We start from the raw sequence: 16846 nt of genomic DNA, 5'->3' as shown, positions 1-16846 counted from the left end.
CGTTACGCGATCGTGGTGAGGTTGGAGGTGACGGCGATGTCGGTGCCGGACGACGGGGTGTACTCGTTCCACTCCGCGATCAGCGCGCCCTTCTCGCCCGGCTGCACGACCGGCACCGCCGCCGCCGTGCCCCGATGCGCGTGGTCGAGCCGGGCCACCGTGAGGTGCGTGGAGTCGGGGATGTCGATCACCACCTGCGCCTCCTGGATCCCGCGCCCGTCCTGGACGTCGATGACGACCGGCAGCCCTTCGACGAAGCCCGCGCTGCTCGCCACCTTGAGATTCACCGGCCTGTCGCTCGGGCCGGCGTCGACCTTGAACGTCGTGTACGCCTCGTCCTGCAGATGCACCGCCGACCGCCCCGGGTTCGCGGGCGGGATGCCCGGATAGTTGCGGTCGTCGTAGGCGGCGATCTCCCTGGCGATCGTCAGGTACGGCTGCGGGATCGGTGCGCCGATCGAGCCGCCTTCGGCGTACCGCATCCAGCGTTCCTCCCAGCCCTTGCGCACGGTGAGCACGATCCGGGCGCTGCCGGCCCGCAGGAACGCCTGCCGGTTGGGGTCGTGGTGCCGCAGCCGGCGGATGAACGGCCAGCTCGGCGGCACGTCCCAGAAGTAGGAGTACAGGAACGTGACCACGTTCTCCCACTCGATGGCCTGGTTGATGAAGCGGATGAGATCCTCGTGCTGGCGCAGGATCGACCACTGCTCGGCGTTGAGGCCGAGGCTCGGCCCGTCGAACCCGACGCCGTGCACGAGGTCCACGCCCGCCGCCGTGAACGCGGCCAGCACCTCCGCCGGCATGAAGTCGAAGTCGCTCCCGAGCACGAACCTCAGGACGCTCTTCATGATCTCGTCGCTCTCCTCGCGCCGCAGGGAGAGCGTGTCCACGCCGGTGAGCTGCTCCTCGATGCCCGCGATGCGGGCGCCGATCTCCTCCTGGCGCGCGTAGTAGGCGGCCTGCGCGGCGTTGAACAGCGTGTTCCAGACCTCGGTGCGCCACTGCTCGATCGCCTCCGCCGTCAGGTCCCGGTTGACGGTGAGGCCGACGAACATGTCCGCGGCGTGGTGCGAGAAGAAGGTGATCTTCTGGCGGCCGGTGTAGCCCGCCAGGAACTTGTTCACGCCGCCGATCGCCTTGAGCTGGTAGTCGCGGATGAACAGCGGTCCGCTCAGGCCGCCCCACTCGCGCTCGCCGTGGGCGCCCATGACCTCGAAGTTCATCTCGTCGTCGCCGTCGGCATGACCGATCTGCGCGTTCAGCAGGATGTCGCGGATCTGGGTACCGCCGGGCACCTCGAACTCCAGGTCCAGGAAGTGCCATCCACCGCCGCTGACGACATGGGTGCTCGCCGGCACCGGCACCGGCTCGCCGGGGTACGGCCGCACCACCACGTTGTAGCGCTCGGCGAGCCAGACGTAGCGCGGCTTGCCGTTCACGTCGGGCTTGCCGTTGGCATCGACGAGCTCCGTGCTGACCTCGGACGGCTTGATGCCGAACACGAACGGCCCCTGCTGGGCGCGCAGCACGTCCAGCTCCGCGTACGCGCGCCGCATCGCCGCTCCGGGCTCTGGCACCACCAGGTCGTACGTCAGCCGCAGCCCGTAGCGGTAGAGCCGCACCCGCCACTTGCGCATGAGGCTGAAGTAGTCGATGCGGATCGGGTCCTTCTGCGTGTTCTTCAGCACGCGCGTGGAGGTCTCGGACTCGCCGGTCACCGTCGTCGTCGAGATGGTCACCTTGTGCTCGCGACGCGATCGCGACGAGGCCTTCTGCGTGGTGGCGTGCGCGTGCTTGATGCTCTCGTTGGCGGACTCCGACGTCGAGCCCTGCGAGGTGAAGCCGCTGGTGCTGGAGCCGGAGATGATCGGGATGCCGCCTTGGACCGTTCCAGTGATGTTGAACTGGTTGGAGTGCTGGCTCTGCGACGTGGTCGACTGCGACAGGTCGGTGTTGTCGGTCACGCCGGTCTCGCTGACCTCCTCCAGCGCGTCGGTGACGATCGTGGTGAACTCCTGGGAGGTGACCGACCACTCCTTGTGCGTGACCGCGGTCTCCTCGCCGGGCGCCAGCGGGATGGTCGAGATCAGCTCGCCCCGCTCGATGCCGACCGGGACCATCTCGATGCGTTCTAGGTTGAGCATGCCAATGGGCGGGCTGCCGGTGTTGAGCGTGAGCCCGCGCAGGGCGACTACGGCCGTGTTGAGCGCCTGCGCGGCCCGTCCGGCCTCTTCGACGGCGCGGGCTTGCAGGCCGGGGCTCTGGGCGGCGGGGCTCTGCAGCCCAGGGTTCTCACCAGCGGGGCTCTGCAGCCCAGGGTTCTCACCGGCGCGATCCTGCGGTTCGGGATTCTTGGCGGCGGTGCAGGCCTGTCGCGCGCCGCGCAACCGCTCGGCCCGCAGGTCGATCAACGACTGCGCGAACAGCTCCAGCTCGGCGGCGGGGATCTGGGCGATCGCCGGCACGTCCGGACGCTGGCACGGCACGAGCGCCTCCTCGAACGCCCGCAGCACGTCAAGCGTCCGCGCGGAGAGCACGACACCGGCCGCGTCGGCCGCGCCGCCCACTGCCCCCGAACCGGCCGCGTCGGCGGAGGAAGAGGCGGCGGAGGAGGAGGCGGGGGTGTCGGCGGGAGTGGGAGCAGAGGCGTCGGCGGGAGCGGGGGCGTCGGTGGCGACTGCGGGGGCGGGGGTGGTGAGGCGGGTGAGTACCGCGTCCACGTCGCCGGGGGCGAGCGCCAGCTGGCGGAGGGCGCCGAGTTTGACGATGCCGGCCCCGTGCTGTTCGCCCGGTGCGGACACTTCCACCGGCACGAGCGTGCCTTTGAGAACTTCTCTCGCCGAATTGTCCAGCACCGGCCGCGTCATTACATTTCCCCTTTGATGCCCCTGGCCGTTGTCACGGTCAAGCCCTGGATGATCTGGCGGTGCCATCGTAAAGGCAAGGTCAAGGCAATAACCAGCAATTATTCCCCAGGCCGAAAACGCGAAAGACAATTTCAGGAAATGTCGTTATTTCGCTTGACCGGTTTGGCGAGCGGATACAGTCCGGGCATGAACGAGCCACCCGTAGACCGTGCCGGCGCGCTCCTGCACTTCACCGAGGGCACGCTGGCCTACGCCGGCCACTACCTGCACGAGCACGACCATGAGGTGCACACGCACAGCTTCATCGAGGTGGCCGTGGTGACCGGAGGCGAAGGGGTGCACGTGTCGCTGGCCGGCCGACGGCCACTGGCCGCCGGCGACGTCGTCCTGCTCCGCCCCGGCGTCTGGCACGGCTACGAGAGCTGCCGCCGGCTCGACGTGTTCAACTGCTGCTTCTCCAGCGACCTGCTGCGCCGCGAGCTGGCATGGGCAAGGGAGGACCCGCTGCTCAACCACCTGCTGTGGGCCGGCCCGTACTCGTCGCAACGTCGTGGCATGCTGACCGCCCGGCTGGACCCGGCCGCGCTCAGCGAGTGCGTCGAGCCGCTCGACGCGCTGAACCGGCTGCGGTTACGGCCCCTGAGCCTGTACCGGAGCGAGATCATCGCCCGGCTCATCCAGTTCCTCGGCCGTCTGGCCCGCTTCGTCGCGCAGACCTCGGGCGGCGCGGGCGGGCACAGCCACCCCATGGTCGTACGCGCCATGCGCCTGATGGAGGCGGATCCCACCCGCGCCTGGACGCTCGCCGAACTGGCCGACCGGCTCCACCTGAGCCGCGGCTACCTGGTGCGGCGGTTCAAGGCGGAGACCGGGCTGCCGCCGATGGCGTACCTGTCGCGGTTCCGGGTCGAGCTGGCGGCGGTCATGCTGCTGCACGGCGACCAGTCCATCACCCAGATCGGCGAGGCCGTCGGCTGGCCGGACGCCAACAACTTCGCCCGCCGCTTCAGGGCGCATTACGGGATGAGCGCGTCGGCGTACCGGACCCAGTTCGGCACGCCGGCGCGCTCATGAGTCAGCGGACGGTGAGGCGTTCACGCAGTGAGGTGTCGAAGGAGGTGCCGACACTGATCTCGTAGGCGCCCTTCGCCGTTCTCCACCTGCCGTCCTTCCAGTGTTGCAGCAGGTGCAGGTCCGACAGGTCGGCCGCGCTGATACTGATCCGCACGGTACGCGACTCGCCCGGCCGCAAAGTGACCTTCTCCCAGCCCAGCAGCCGCTTGGACGGCTCGTCCGCGGCGGCCGGCAGCTCGACGTAGACCTGCGCGGTCTCGGTGCCCGTCCGCCTGCCGGTGTTGGCCAGGCGGAAGCTCACCTCCAGGTCCCGGTGCGCGGTGACGCGGAGCCTGTCGTAGGCGAAGGTGGTGTAGGTGAGCCCGTGGCCGAACGGGAACAGCGGCTCGATGCCCTGGGCCGCGTACCAGCGGTAGCCGACCTGCAGTCCCTCCCCGTACTCGACCTGCCGCGGCTCGGTGTTGCCCGGCGGGCGCACGACGGAGCCGTCGGAGAACGTACCGGGGTAGCGCCGCGGGTCGCCTGCCGTGGGCAGGTCGGCCTCGGACCTGGGGAAGGAGTGGGTGAGCTTGCCGCTGGGCGCCGTGTCGCCCCACAGCAGCGCGGCGATCGCCGGGCCCATCTCCTCGCCCGCGTACCAGACCTCCAGCACGCCCTTCACCGAGTCGAGCCACGGCATGAGCACCGGGCCGCCGGTCTGCAGCACGACCACGGTGTCGGGGTTGGCGGCGGCCACCGCGGCGATCAGGGCGTCGCCGCCGGCGTCCAGGGAGAGGTTCGGGCGGTCGGCGAACTCTCCCTCCCGGTAGTGGCCGAACACGATGGCCACGTCGGCGGCCGCCGCAGTGGCCGCGGCGGCGGCGAGGTCGCTTCCGTCCGCATAAGTGACCGTGGCTCCGGTGGTCTGGGCGCGGGCGGTGATGGCGTCGAGCGGGGCCTTGGCCGTACAGGGGATGTTGGGTGCGGTGTGCAGGCAGACGCTGGAGGCGTCGATGTCGCCGGCGGCGGGGGTGTTGGCGGCCGTCGGGCCGATGACGGCGATCTTCCCGGCCGAACGGGCGGTCAGGGGCAGCACGTCGGCGTTCTTGAGCAGGACGGAGCCCCGCTCGGCCAGCCTGCGGGCCAGCGCCTGGCTGGCCGGGGTGGAGACGTCGGCGTCGGGGGCGCTCAGACGGGGGACGTCGAACAGGCCGGAGGCGAGGTGCGCGCGCACGATCCGGTACGCCGCCGCGTCCACGTCGGCCTCGCTGAGCCGGCCCCGCGCGATCTGCTCCTTGATCGCCATCGGCGTCCAGTAGCGCCAGGCGTTCAGCTCCTGGTCCAGGCCCGCCCTGAGGGACGGCGGGTCCTCGGTGAGGTAGTGCCGGGCCCCGAAGTCGGTCACCACCCAGCCGTCGAAGCCGATCTCCCGCTTCAGTATCCGCCCGAGCAGTTGCTCCGAGCCGCACGCCCAGTCGTGGTTGACCTGGTTGAAGGAGCACATGACGGAGCCGACGTCGCCGCGGTCGATCGCGATCTCGTACGGGAGCGTGTAGATCTCCCGCAGCGTGCGGCCGTCCACGTTGGAGGAGCTGTTGTTGCGGTCGGTCTCCTGCTCGTTGGCGACGAAGTGCTTGAGCTGCGCCTGCACCGGCTCGGCGTCGTTGGCGCCGACGCCCTTGCTGTAGGCGCCGGCCAGCAGGCCCGACAACACCGGGTCCTCGCCCAGGTACTCGGAGGTGCGCCCGCTGCGCGGATCACGGCCACTGGCGATGCCGGGGCCAAGGAGCACGTTGCGCTGCTTGCGCCACGCCTCGTGGCCGATCGCGGCGCCCTTCTCCCGCGCCAGCGCCCGGTCCCACGAGGACGAGAGCGACACGTTGGCCGGGAAGACCGTCACTCCCGCGCCCGCGCCGGCGATCGCCGAGGGGGCGTCGGTGTACTGGATCGTCGGAGTGCACGGCACCTGCGGCGGCATGGTGAACGTGATGGGCACGAACTCGCCCGGCGGCAGTTCGCGCGGGGCGGCGGTGGTGAACGTGGTGCGCGCCGGGTCGTTGGCCGACTGCTCGTCCAGCCAGCGCAGCTTCTGGTCCAGGGTGGAGGCGGCGAGCAGCGCGCGGGCGCGCCGCTCCGGCGACTTGGCGGTGTCCATCCACGGCAGGTCCGCGCATTCGGCGCGGGCACTCGCCGTACCGGTGGCGATCACCTGTACCCCGGGGGTCAGGACCGTGAGAGCGAGGACCAGGGCGAGGCGACGGCGTCCGGCGGGTAAGAAACGTGTGTTCACAGGCGTGCCTTCCGGGCTGTGCGGGGTTCCGCCAAGGCAAATCCTGCGTCGTGGCCGTGATCGCGGCTAGGCCGGAGTACGCCAGAGCTAGCACGAAATGCACCTGTCGCGACTACGGCGGCGGCGCGGTGGAGCGGCGGGTGACCAGCGTCGGGGTGACGGAGAAACGCACCGCGGCGCTCCGGCCGCCGATGCGTTCGAGCAGCAACCGGCCGGCGGTCTTGCCCATCAGGCCGCCGTCCTGGTCGACGCTGGTCAGCGCGATGTGCGCGAGCCCGGTCACCCGCGCGTTGTCGTAGCCGGCCACCGAGACGTCGCCGGGCACGGTCAGATTCGCCTCGTGGACGGCGGCGAGCGCGCCGAAGGCGGCCTGGTCGGAGCCGGCGAAGATGGCGGTGGGGCGCGGATCGCGGGCCAGCAGCTCGCGGGCGCCCTCGTAGCCGCCCTCCTCGGAGTAGGAGGTGGCGGCGATGGAAATGTGCTCGGCCAGGCCGTGCTCGGTCATCACGCGTTCGTAGGTGGTGGCCCTGATGCTCTGCAGCAGGGCGGTGGAGCGGCCTCGGGTGGAGTCGGTGATGTGCGCGATGCGGCGGTGCCCGAGCGCGATCAGGTGCTCGACCACCAGCTCGGCGCCGATCTCGTCGTCGTCGAGCACGCAGTCGTACAGGGCGGAGCGGTCGTGGCGGCCGAGCACCACCAGCGGGGTGTCCCCGGCCATCTGCTCCAGTTGCGCCCTGGCGCAGGCGGGGGCGACCCAGAAGATGCCGTCCACCTGCCGGTCCACCAGCGCGTCACTGGCGCGGCGCTCCGCCACGGGATCCCGGCCGCCGCTCTGGACCATGATCGCCTGGTAGCCGCTGGCGGAAAGCTCCTCCGTCAGGCCGTCGATGATGTCGGCGAAGAACGGGTTCCTGATGTGCGGCAGCAGCACGCCGATCGTGAACGTACGCCCGCGCATGGCCCGCGCCGCGTTGTGCGGCCGGTAGCCGAGCTCGTCGATGGCCGCCCGCACCTTGGCCCGCATGGCCTCGCTGACGCCGTACGCGTTGCGCAGCACCTTCGACACGGCGGTGGTGGACACCTGGGCGTGCTGCGCGACGTCGGTGATGGTCACCCTCCGCTGCCGGTCTCGTGTGACCATGTGCCGCCTTCCCTCGACAGTACGCCGCCTGATTGTACGAGCCCGGCCCGCCGTACGCGATGGGTAACGATACCCAGCCCAGCGGCCCACAAGGAGGAAAGGTTGCGAGTCACGATTGGGAACCGTTCCCCAATAGCACCCTTGACGCCCTGCCAGGTGACGCCTACGTTAACTCGCATCGGGGGACGCTTAAAACGTTTCAACGAACCCGGAGGGGCGTTGTGAAGACCTCGCACCGCATGATGGGAGCGGCCCTGGCCGTTCTCGCGATGACGGCCCTGACCTCGTGCGGCTCGGGCTCCGGCTCTGGCTCCGAACCGGCCGCCGACGGCTCGGCCACCTTGAAATTCCTCATCGACAACAGCCTCGGGACGACGGGCACGGCCAAGGCGCTCGTGGACGCGTTCATGCAGGCCAATCCCAAGATCAAGATCGAGACGGAGACGCGGCCGGGCGGCAGCGAGGGCGACAACATCGTCAAGACCCGGCTTTCTACGGGCGACATGTCGGATGTGTTCTGGTACAACTCCGGATCGCTGCTGCAGGCGCTCAACCCGGCGCAGACCATGGTCGATCTGACCGGCGACCCTGTGCTGGCCAACGTGGCCAAGGACTACCTGCCGGTGGTGAGCCAGGACGGCAAGGCGTACGGCGTCCCGGCGGGCACGCTGACCGGCGGCGGCATCCTGTACAACCGCAAGGTCTACGAGCGGCTCAAGCTGGAGGTGCCGAAGACCTGGGCCGAGTTCATGGCCAACAACGACAAGATCAAGGCGGCCGGGATCACGCCGGTGATCTCGACGTTCAAGGACACCTGGACCTCGCAGTTGTTCGTGCTGGGCGACTTCTACAACGTCCAGGCGGCGACGCCGGCCTTCGCACAGGACTACACCGCCAACAAGGCCAAGTTCGCCACCACGCCCGCCGCGAAGGCCGGGTTCGACCACCTGGCCGAGGTGCACGCCAAGGGCTACCTCAACGAGGGCTTCGGCTCGGCCACCAACGACCAGGGCATCAAGATGCTGGCCGAGGGCAAGGGCGCGCACTACGCGATGCTCAGCGGATCGTTGCCGCCGGTGATCGCCACCCAGCCGCAGGCGGCCACCGACGTGGGCTTCTTCGGCATCCCGGGCACCGACGCGGCCAAGCACGGAGCCACCGTCTGGGAGCCGCCGGGCGTCTACATCGCCAAGACCAGCCAGAACGTGGAGGCGGCCAAGAAGTTCCTGGCCTTCATCGCCACGCCGGCCGCGGCGGACGCGGTCAGCAAGGCCGTGCCGCCGACGGGGCCGTACCGGATCACCGGGGCCAAGCTGCCCGAGGACGCCATCCAGGCCGCCAAGGACATTCAGACCTACGTGGACGAGGGCGCCACGGCGCCGGCGCTGGAGTTCGTCTCGCCGGTGAAAGGCCCGTCCCTTGAGCAGATCACGGTCGCCGTCGGCTCCGGGCTGACGCCGGCCGCCGAGGGCGCCGCCCAGTACGACAAGGACGTGGAGAAGCAGGCCAAGCAGCTGGGACTCACCGGATGGTGACGACCAGGCAGGACACCGGGCCCCGCACGGGGCCCGGCCCGGCACCGGCGCACGCCCGCGCCGCCCGCCGCAGGCGCAACGCGGCCTACCCGTACGCGCTGTACCTGCCCGCCGCCGTCGTGTTCGTGGTCATCTTCCTGGTCCCGACGGTCATGGCCTTCTACTTCGCCCTCACCCGCTGGACCCTGTTCGACAGCACCTTCGTCGGCCTGGACAACTTCCGCGACTTCCTGGCCGAGCAGAACCTGCGCATCGGCTTCCAGAACACCATCATCTACGCGGTGGTCACCAGCGGCCTGAAGGTCGTGCTCGGGCTGCTGCTCGGCGTGCTGCTCACCTCGAAGCTGCGGCTGCGCGGCTTCCTGCGCTCGGTGGTCTTCTTCCCGACGCTCGTCTCCACGGTCGCCGTCGGCATCACCTTCAGCATGTTGCTCAAACCCGACACCGGCCTGGTCAACCAGGCCCTCGCGCTGGTCGGGATCGACGGCCGCGACTGGCTCGGCGACGCCACCACCGCGCTGCTGTCGGTGGCCCTGGTGGACGTGTGGAAGGGCGTGGGCCTGGCCACCGTCATCTACATCGCCGGCATCGCGTCGATCCCGCAGGAGTACTACGGGGCGGTGGCCGTGGACGGCGGCGGCGCCTGGCACCGCTTCCGGCACATCACCCTCCCCCTGTCCTGGCCCGCCACCTACTCCGTGATCATCCTGTCGTTCATCGGGGGCCTGCGCTCGTTCGACCTGATCTGGACGATGACCCGCGGCGGCCCCGGCTTCACCAGCGACACCATCGCCTCGATCATCTACAAGCAGTACCAGGCCGGCTTCTTCGGTCTGTCCACCGCCGGGAACGTGCTGCTGTTCCTCATCGTCACGGCCATCGCCGTGCCGCTCAACTACTTCCTCGGCAGGAGGTCGGTCGCCGCATGACAGCACTTCGCAGGGCCGGCGGTGAGGTCGTCGCGCTGGTCCTGGCCACCGTGATCTTCCTGGTCCCGTTCGCGCTCATGCTGCTGACCGCCGTCAAGGACCAGACCCAGGCCACCGACCTCGACTTCGCCTGGCCCACCAACTGGCCGGTCGTCGCGAACTTCATGGCGGTCATCGAGGCCCGCGACTACATCCTGCTGCGTGCCTACGTCAACAGCACCATCATCACCGTCGGCTCGGTCGCGCTGCTCGTGGTGTTCGGCGCGATGGCCGCCTTCGTCCTGCAACGCCGGCCCGGCAAGATCGCCAAGCTGGCCGACTTCCTGGTGTTGTCCGGGCTGATCATCCCGCCCGCGGTGGTGCCGACGATCTGGCTGCTGCAGGCGATCGGCCTGTTCAAGACGTTGCCGGGGATGATCCTGGCCGAGGTCGCCTTCCACCTGTCGTTCGCGATGTTGCTCTTCCGCGCGTTCATCGCGGCCATCCCGCGCGAGCTGGACGAGGCCGCCCAGATCGACGGCTGCAACGGCTTCCGGCTGTTCTTCCGGGTGATCTTCCCGCTGCTGCGGCCGGTCACCATCACGGTCATCCTGGTCAGCTCGGTCAACATCTTCAACGACTTCGTCAACCCGCTCTACCTGCTGCCCGGCGACGAGAACGCCACCGTCCAGGTCACCCTCTACAACTTCCAGAGCCAGTACAACACCCAGTGGAACCTGCTGTTCATGGACATCGTGCTGATCACGATCCCGCCGCTGCTGCTGTTCGTCTTCTTCAACCGCAAGATCGTCGCCGGCATGACCGCCGGCGCCATCAAGGGCTAAGGAGCACCTTGCCACACGTCACCGCGCCCACGTTCGAACACCACCGCGACCCCCTCGGCATCGGCGAACCCGAACCCCGCCTGTCCTGGACCGTGACCACCGGCTCGCAGCAGACCGCCTACGAGATCGAGCTCAGCGACGGCACCACCACCGGCCGCGTCGAATCGACCGACTCGGTCCTCGTGCCCTGGCCGGGCGCCCCGCTGACCTCCCGGGAGCGGCGCGGCGCGCGGGTGCGCGTGCACGGGGGCGACTGGAGTCCCTGGTCTTACGTGGAGGCCGGGTTGCTGGAACCGGCCGACTGGCGGGCCTCCGCCGCCGCGCCGCCGCTGGAGCTGCTGGGCGTGCCCGACGGTCCCGCGCTGCTGCTGCGCCGCGACTTCACCGTGCGCGGCCCGATCACCAAGGCCCGCCTGTACGTCACCGCGCACGGCACGTACGAGGCCGAGATCAACGGCCGGGTCGTGGGCGACGACGTGCTCGCCCCCGGCTGGAGCAGTTACCGTCACCGCCTGCGTTACCGCACCCACGACGTCACCGGGCTGCTGCGTGAGGGCTCGAACGCCATCGGCGCCACCCTGGCCGACGGCTGGTACCGAGGCCGACTCGGCTTCCTCGGCGGCAAGACCGACCTGTACGGCGACCGCACCGCCCTGATCGCCCAGCTGGAGATCACCTACGCCGACGGCACCACCGACACCGTCGTCACCGACCAGACCTGGCGCTGCTCCTCCGGCCCCGTCACCGCGGCCGGCCTGTACGACGGCGAGAAGCACGACGCCCGCCTGCACCCGGACGGCTGGTCCGAGCCCGGCTTCGGCGATCGGGAATGGCTGCCCGCCGACGCGCTCCCCCACGACCCGGCCCTGCTCGTCGCCCCGACCGGCCCGCCCGTGCGCCGCACCGAGACCCTGAGCCCGGTCGAAGTGCTGACCAGCCCGTCCGGCAAGACCATCCTCGACTTCGGCCAGAACATCGCCGGCCGCCTGCGTATCCGCGTCCATGGCCCCGCCGGGCACACCGTCACCCTGCGCCACGCCGAAGTGCTGGAACACGGCGAACTGGCCCTGCGCCCCCTGCGCCACGCCGCCGCCCTCGACCAGTACACCCTGCGCGGCGGCGGCGAGACCTACGAGCCGCGCTTCACCACGCACGGCTTCCGCTACGCCCAGATCGACGACTGGCCCGGCGTTCTCGACCCGGCCGACGTCCAGGCCGTCGTCTGCCACACCGACCTGCGCCCGATCGGCACGTTCGAGTGCTCCGACCCGCTGCTGAACCGGCTGCACGAGAACGTGCGATGGAGCATGCGGGGCAACTACGTGGACCTGCCCACCGACTGCCCGCAACGCGACGAGCGGCTCGGCTGGACCGGCGACATCCAGGTCTTCGCCGCCACCGCCGCCTTCCTGTACGACTGCGTGGGACCACTGTCCTCCTGGCTCGCCGACCTGGGCGCCGAACAGGCCGAGGTGGGCACGGTGCCGCACTACGTGCCGTGGGTGTCGCTGGGGTTCGACGTCTCGGCCACCGCCGCGTGGGGCGACGCCGCCGTGCTCGTGCCGTGGACGCTCTACCAGCGCACCGGGGACCTCGGGCTGCTGCGTACCCAGTACGCGAGCATGACCGCGTGGGTGGATCAGGTCGGCTCGCTCACCAGAGATCACCTGTGGGACGAGGGCTTCCAGTTCGGCGACTGGCTCGACCCGGCCGCGCCCCCGGACGACCCGCGCAAGGCCCGCACCGACCACGCGCTGGTCGCCACCGCCTACCACGCCTGGTCCGCCCGCGTCCTGGCCGAGACGGCGGAGTTGCTCGGCCACTCCGGGGACGCGGCCCGCTACGCCGACCTGGCCGCGCACGTGCGGCAGGCGTTCCGCCGCGAGTTCGTCACCCCATCAGGGCGCCTGGCCTGCGACACCCAGACCGCCTACGCCCTGGCCCTCACCTTCGACCTGCTCGACACCCCCGAGCAGCGCGAACGCGCCGGCCGCCGCCTGGTCGAACTCGTCGAGGCCGACGACCACCGCATCGGCACCGGTTTCGTCGGCACCCCGCTCATCTGCGACGCCCTCTGCTCGGTCGGCGCCCACGACACCGCCTACCAGCTCCTCACCCAGCGCAACTGCCCGTCCTGGCTGTACCCGGTGACCATGGGCGCCACCACCATCTGGGAACGCTGGGACAGCATGCTCCCCGACGGCACGATCAACCCAGGAGAGATGACCTCCTTCAACCACTACGCCCTCGGCGCGGTGGCCGACTTCCTGCACCGCACCGTGGCCGGCCTGGCCCCCGCGGAACCCGGTTACCGCCGCCTGCACATCGCCCCCCGCCCCGGCGGCGACCTCACCCACGCCTCGGCCCGCCTCGACACCCCGTACGGAGAGGCCGCGGTCTCCTGGAGCATCGCCGAGGAGACCCTCACGGTCCGCGCCACCGTGCCGCCGGGCACGACGGCGCTGGTGGACCTGCCCCGGGACGCCCCCCGGGAGGTGGGGCCGGGCACGCACGAGTTCACCACCCGCATGTGAGAAACGGCCCCGTCCGGCCATGGCCGCCGGGCGGGGCCCAGTGTGGAAGATTCTTCCAGCACCGAGTATTTACTGGAACGTCCATTCCATCTTGTTTCGGTTTCGTCCCTGTTCGCGAGCTTTTCCTAGCGTCCTTGCGAGTGCTCAGCCGCCTCACGACGCTCATCCGCGAGGAGAGGAACCCGACACCGTGGCACGTAACCCGATCAAGATGGTCGGTCTCACCCTGTTGGCCGGCACGCTGGCCGTCACCGGCTGCGGCGAGAGCGCGGCCCAGCGAAACGACGCCGGAGGCGCCGGGCCCGACACCATCACCATCGCGCACATTCCCAGCGAGGAGCGCACCGAACTCGACGAGACCTACGCGAAGATCGCGGAGGTCATCCAGCGGGACACCGGCAAGAAGGTCGCCTTCCAGCAGGTCACCAGCTATGCGGCGGTGATCGAGGCGCAGCGGGCCGGGAAGGTGCAGATCGCGGCGTACGGCCCCTTCTCCTACGTCGTCGCCAAGGACAGCGGCGTGCCGATCGAACTGATCGGTTTCGGGGCGGAGAGCGCCGACAGCCCGGGCGGCTACCAGTCCGTCGCCAGCGTCCCGAAGAACTCGGCCATCGCCGACCTGAAGGGCTTCAAGGGCAAGAAGATCTGCTTCGTGGACCCGACCTCGACCTCGGGTTACCTGTTCCCGTCGGCCGGCCTGCTCAAGGAGGGGATCGACCCCAAGGACGGCCTCACGCCGGTCTTCGCCGGCGGCCACGACGCCTCGGTCCTGGCCGTCGCCGACGGGCAGTGCGAGGGAGGGTTCAGCACCGAGGCGATGGCCACGCAGGATCTGATCGAGACCGGCCAGCTCAAGAAGGGCGACGTCAAGGTCGTCTGGAAGTCGGAGCTGATCCCGCCCTCGCCGCTGGCGATGAGCACGAGCCTGTCGCCGGAGCTGCGCAAGCAGATCAAGGACATCTTCCTGACCAAGCTGAACGTCGACGCGCTGAAGAAGAGCGGCGGCTGCGACACGGCCAAGGAGCACTGCGGCCTGCCCGTGGAGTGGGGCTACAAGCCGATCGAGGACTCGGCCTATAGCGGCATCCGCGTGGTCTGCGAGACCACGAAGTCCGACTCCTGTAACGCCTGAGCCCGTGATGACCACACTCGGGGACACCCCCGCGATCGCCTTCGCCCGCGTCACCAAGCGCTTCAACGAGAGCGTGCTCGGCCTGGACGACGTCACCCTCACCGTGCCGAGGAGCCAGCGGGTCGTGCTGCTCGGGCTCTCCGGATCGGGGAAGTCGACGATGTTGCGGCACGTCAACGGGCTGCAGCGGCCGACCAGCGGCACGATCGAGGTGCTCGGGCGGGACGTGGGGGGCCTGACCGGACGCGGCGTACGTGACCTGCGGCGCCACGTCGGTTTCATCTTCCAGAACTTCCATCTCGTCGGCAGCATCACGGCCCTGGAGAACGTGTGCACCGGCCTGCTCGGCTCGTTGCGCGGGCCGCGCCTGGGCCTGTGGATGTACCCCAGGTCGTACCGGCGTCAGGCTTTGGTGCAACTCGACCGCGTCGGCCTGGCCGACCGGGCGTTCCAGCGCACCGACACGCTCTCCGGCGGCCAGCAGCAGCGGGTGGCGATCGCCCGCGCGCTGATCCAGCGGCCGTCGGTGCTGCTCGCCGACGAGCCGGTGGCCTCGCTCGACCCGGAGTCCAGCGCCCAGGTGCTGGAGCTGATCACGAAGATCAGCGTCGAGGACCACCTCACCGTCCTGTGCAGCCTGCACCAGGTGGACCTGGCGCTCGGCTTCGCCGAGCGGATCGTCGGCCTCCGGCACGGCCGGGTCGTCCTGGACGACCTCGCGGACAGGATCAGCCGCGCCCAGGCCATGACGGTGTACGGGGCCGGCGGCGACACGGACGCGACGGCCGCCCCCGCCCCCACCCTCGTCCCGTAAGGAGGACCTCATCACCGCGCTCGGGAGCGAACCGCGGGCAGCCGGCGAACTGCCCGCGGGACTCCGGTTCCCCCCTCGGCCGTCGCCGTCACTGAGCAAGATCGGCAACACCGCCGTCCTGCTGGCGCTGGCCGCCGCCGCCGTCTGGTCGGTGATGGAGCTGCGGATCAACGCGGCCACGTTCATCGACGGCTACGACAACGCCGTGGACTTCCTGGGACGTACGGTCCCGCTGCGCTTCCCGCCGCTCGACGAGATCTGGTCGATGGTCGGGCAGACGCTGGCGATCGTGGTCCTCGGCACCGTGCTCGCCTTCGTGCTCAGCGTTCCCGTCGCGCTGCTCGCCGCGGAGAACACCACGGTCAACCGGGGCGTGCGGATGGTGGCCCGCGTGTTCATCGTGGTGGCCAGGGCCATGCCCGAGCTCATCATGGCGATGTTCTTCCTGCGGGTCTTCGGGCTCGGCGCGCTGCCCGGCATCCTGGCGCTGGGCCTGGGCTCGATCGGCATGATGGCCAAGCTGTTCACCGACGCCATCGAGGAGCTCGACCCCGGTCCACGCGAGGCGCTGCGGGCGGCGGGGGCGGGCGACCTGCAGCAGATCGCCGGCGCGGTCATCCCCGCGCTGAGACCGGCGATGGTCGCGACCACGCTGCACCGCTTCGACATCAACCTGCGCGGCTCGGTGATCCTCGGCTTCGTCGGGGTCGGCGGCATCGGGCTGGAGATCTCCTCGGCGCTGACCACCCTGAACTACCGGCTGGGGCTCGGGCTCACCGCGATCCTGCTCCTGCTCTGCCTGGTCACCGAGTTGTTGTCCGGCGTCATCAGAACCGCGCTGCTCGGCAGGGACTACGCGCCCGCGCACGCGACCCTGATGTCGCGGCTGGGGCGGCGGCTCACGCCACGGCGAACCGGCGCGACGCGGCGGCCGGCGTACGACCCGGATCGGGTCTCGCCGCCGTGGAACGGCGCGCGGATCCGGCGCACGCTCTGGGCCGGGGCCGCGCTCGCGATCCTGGTGGCGTCCGTGATCGGCGCGCAGGTCACGGTCGCGCAGCTCGAAGGCGGGCTGGGCAAGGCACTGCACACGCTGGGCCTGTACTTCCCGCCGGAGACGGCGCAGATCGGCGACAAGCTGCTCGCCGCCATGGCGGAGACGGTTCAGATGGCCCTGGCCGGTACGCTGCTCGGCCTGATCCTGGCAACTCCCATCGGCGTCCTGGCGGCCAGGAACGTGGCGCCGCCCCGGGTCGCGGCGGGTTTCCGGATCTTCATGGTCTGCGTACGCGCGATCCCCGGGATCATCATCGGCATCTGCTTCGTCGTGATCACCGGCCTGGGCGCCACCGCCGGCGCCCTGGCGTTGTCGATCGGCGCGATCGGCTTCTTCAGCAAGATCATCGCCGACTCGATCGAGGACACCGACGTCCGGGTCCAGGAGGCGATCAGGGCCACCGGCGCCCGGGGCAGGCAGGTCTTCGTGGCCGCGACCCTGCGGCAGGTGGCGCCGTCCCTCGCCGCGCACACCATGCACCAGCTGGACAACGACCTGCGCGGCGCGACCGGCCTGGGCGTCATCGGCGCGGGCGGCATCGGCTTCTACCTGCTCAACGCGGCCAGGGTGCTGGAGTTCGGCGTCGTCACGACCTGCCTGTTGCTGATCCTGGCCGTCGTCCTGCTGGTCGAAGGGCTGGCGCTGTGGACGCGCCGCGAGGTCAAGTGAC

11 protein-coding genes are annotated in these 16846 nt (G+C 70.2%); 8 read left to right on the top strand and 3 right to left on the bottom strand.

All coding sequences use genetic code 11. From position 1 onward, the window contains the following. Positions 1–2: 2 nt before the first annotated feature. Positions 3–2807, bottom strand: a complete 2805-nt coding sequence (locus tag AB0I81_RS49300; protein ID WP_360673642.1) for a hypothetical protein — start codon at positions 2805–2807, stop codon at positions 3–5. A gap of 246 nt (positions 2808–3053) precedes the next feature. On the opposite strand from AB0I81_RS49300, the gene AB0I81_RS49295 reads away from it, so the two are divergent. Beyond that, positions 3054–3941 (top strand): AraC family transcriptional regulator, encoded by an 888-nt coding sequence (locus AB0I81_RS49295; RefSeq protein WP_360673639.1) that lies wholly within the window; start codon positions 3054–3056, stop codon positions 3939–3941. A gap of 1 nt (position 3942) precedes the next feature. Here AB0I81_RS49295 and AB0I81_RS49290 read toward each other — a convergent pair whose 3' ends face one another. Then, complete coding sequence (locus AB0I81_RS49290; RefSeq protein WP_360673636.1) at positions 3943–6210, bottom strand: glycoside hydrolase family 3 C-terminal domain-containing protein; 2268 nt, start codon at positions 6208–6210, stop codon at positions 3943–3945. Between the two features lie 112 nt (positions 6211–6322). Continuing rightward, positions 6323–7351, bottom strand: a complete 1029-nt coding sequence (locus tag AB0I81_RS49285) for a LacI family DNA-binding transcriptional regulator (RefSeq protein WP_360673633.1) — start codon at positions 7349–7351, stop codon at positions 6323–6325. A gap of 221 nt (positions 7352–7572) precedes the next feature. On the opposite strand from AB0I81_RS49285, the gene AB0I81_RS49280 reads away from it, so the two are divergent. The 7 genes from AB0I81_RS49280 to phnE all read left to right on the top strand — a co-directional run bounded on the left by AB0I81_RS49280 (position 7573) and on the right by phnE (position 16845). Beyond that, entirely contained in the window at positions 7573–8886 is a 1314-nt protein-coding gene (locus AB0I81_RS49280; protein ID WP_360673630.1) for an extracellular solute-binding protein, read from the top strand. After that, positions 8880–9815 (top strand): sugar ABC transporter permease, encoded by a 936-nt coding sequence (locus AB0I81_RS49275; RefSeq protein WP_360673627.1) that lies wholly within the window; start codon positions 8880–8882, stop codon positions 9813–9815. Before AB0I81_RS49280 ends, AB0I81_RS49275 begins: the two co-directional genes overlap by 7 nt. After that, positions 9812–10639 carry a carbohydrate ABC transporter permease gene (locus AB0I81_RS49270; protein WP_360673624.1) on the top strand — a complete coding sequence of 276 codons (828 nt, stop codon included), beginning with the start codon at positions 9812–9814 and terminating at the stop codon, positions 10637–10639. Before AB0I81_RS49275 ends, AB0I81_RS49270 begins: the two co-directional genes overlap by 4 nt. A gap of 8 nt (positions 10640–10647) precedes the next feature. Beyond that, positions 10648–13173 carry a family 78 glycoside hydrolase catalytic domain gene (locus tag AB0I81_RS49265; protein WP_360673621.1) on the top strand — a complete coding sequence of 842 codons (2526 nt, stop codon included), beginning with the start codon at positions 10648–10650 and terminating at the stop codon, positions 13171–13173. 190 nt (positions 13174–13363) lie between these two features. Next, the gene (locus AB0I81_RS49260; protein WP_360673618.1) at positions 13364–14305 is read left to right on the top strand and encodes a phosphate/phosphite/phosphonate ABC transporter substrate-binding protein; all 942 of its coding nucleotides are present in this window, start codon (positions 13364–13366) and stop codon (positions 14303–14305) included. 7 nt (positions 14306–14312) lie between these two features. Continuing rightward, complete coding sequence (locus tag AB0I81_RS49255) at positions 14313–15119, top strand: phosphonate ABC transporter ATP-binding protein (RefSeq protein ID WP_360673616.1); 807 nt, start codon at positions 14313–14315, stop codon at positions 15117–15119. A 10-nt stretch (positions 15120–15129) separates the two neighbouring features. Then, positions 15130–16845, top strand: a complete 1716-nt coding sequence (gene phnE / locus AB0I81_RS49250; protein WP_360673800.1) for a phosphonate ABC transporter, permease protein PhnE — start codon at positions 15130–15132, stop codon at positions 16843–16845. Position 16846 lies beyond the last annotated feature (1 nt).

It is taken from the genome of Nonomuraea sp. NPDC050404, from assembly GCF_040655495.1.
In the GTDB taxonomy this organism is placed as follows: Bacteria; Actinomycetota; Actinomycetes; order Streptosporangiales; family Streptosporangiaceae; genus Nonomuraea.
Note: the sequence above shows the minus strand (reverse complement) of the source record. Positions and strands in the feature narration are given on the sequence as shown.

Coding starts and splice junctions, on each gene's coding strand:
- AB0I81_RS49275 (WP_360673627.1), top strand. CDS start 8,880: ATGGTGACGACCAGGCAGGACACCGGGCCCCGCACGGGGCCCGGCCCG.
- AB0I81_RS49255 (WP_360673616.1), top strand. CDS start 14,313: ATGACCACACTCGGGGACACCCCCGCGATCGCCTTCGCCCGCGTCACC.
- AB0I81_RS49285 (WP_360673633.1), bottom strand. CDS start 7,351: ATGGTCACACGAGACCGGCAGCGGAGGGTGACCATCACCGACGTCGCG.
- AB0I81_RS49270 (WP_360673624.1), top strand. CDS start 9,812: ATGACAGCACTTCGCAGGGCCGGCGGTGAGGTCGTCGCGCTGGTCCTG.
- AB0I81_RS49295 (WP_360673639.1), top strand. CDS start 3,054: ATGAACGAGCCACCCGTAGACCGTGCCGGCGCGCTCCTGCACTTCACC.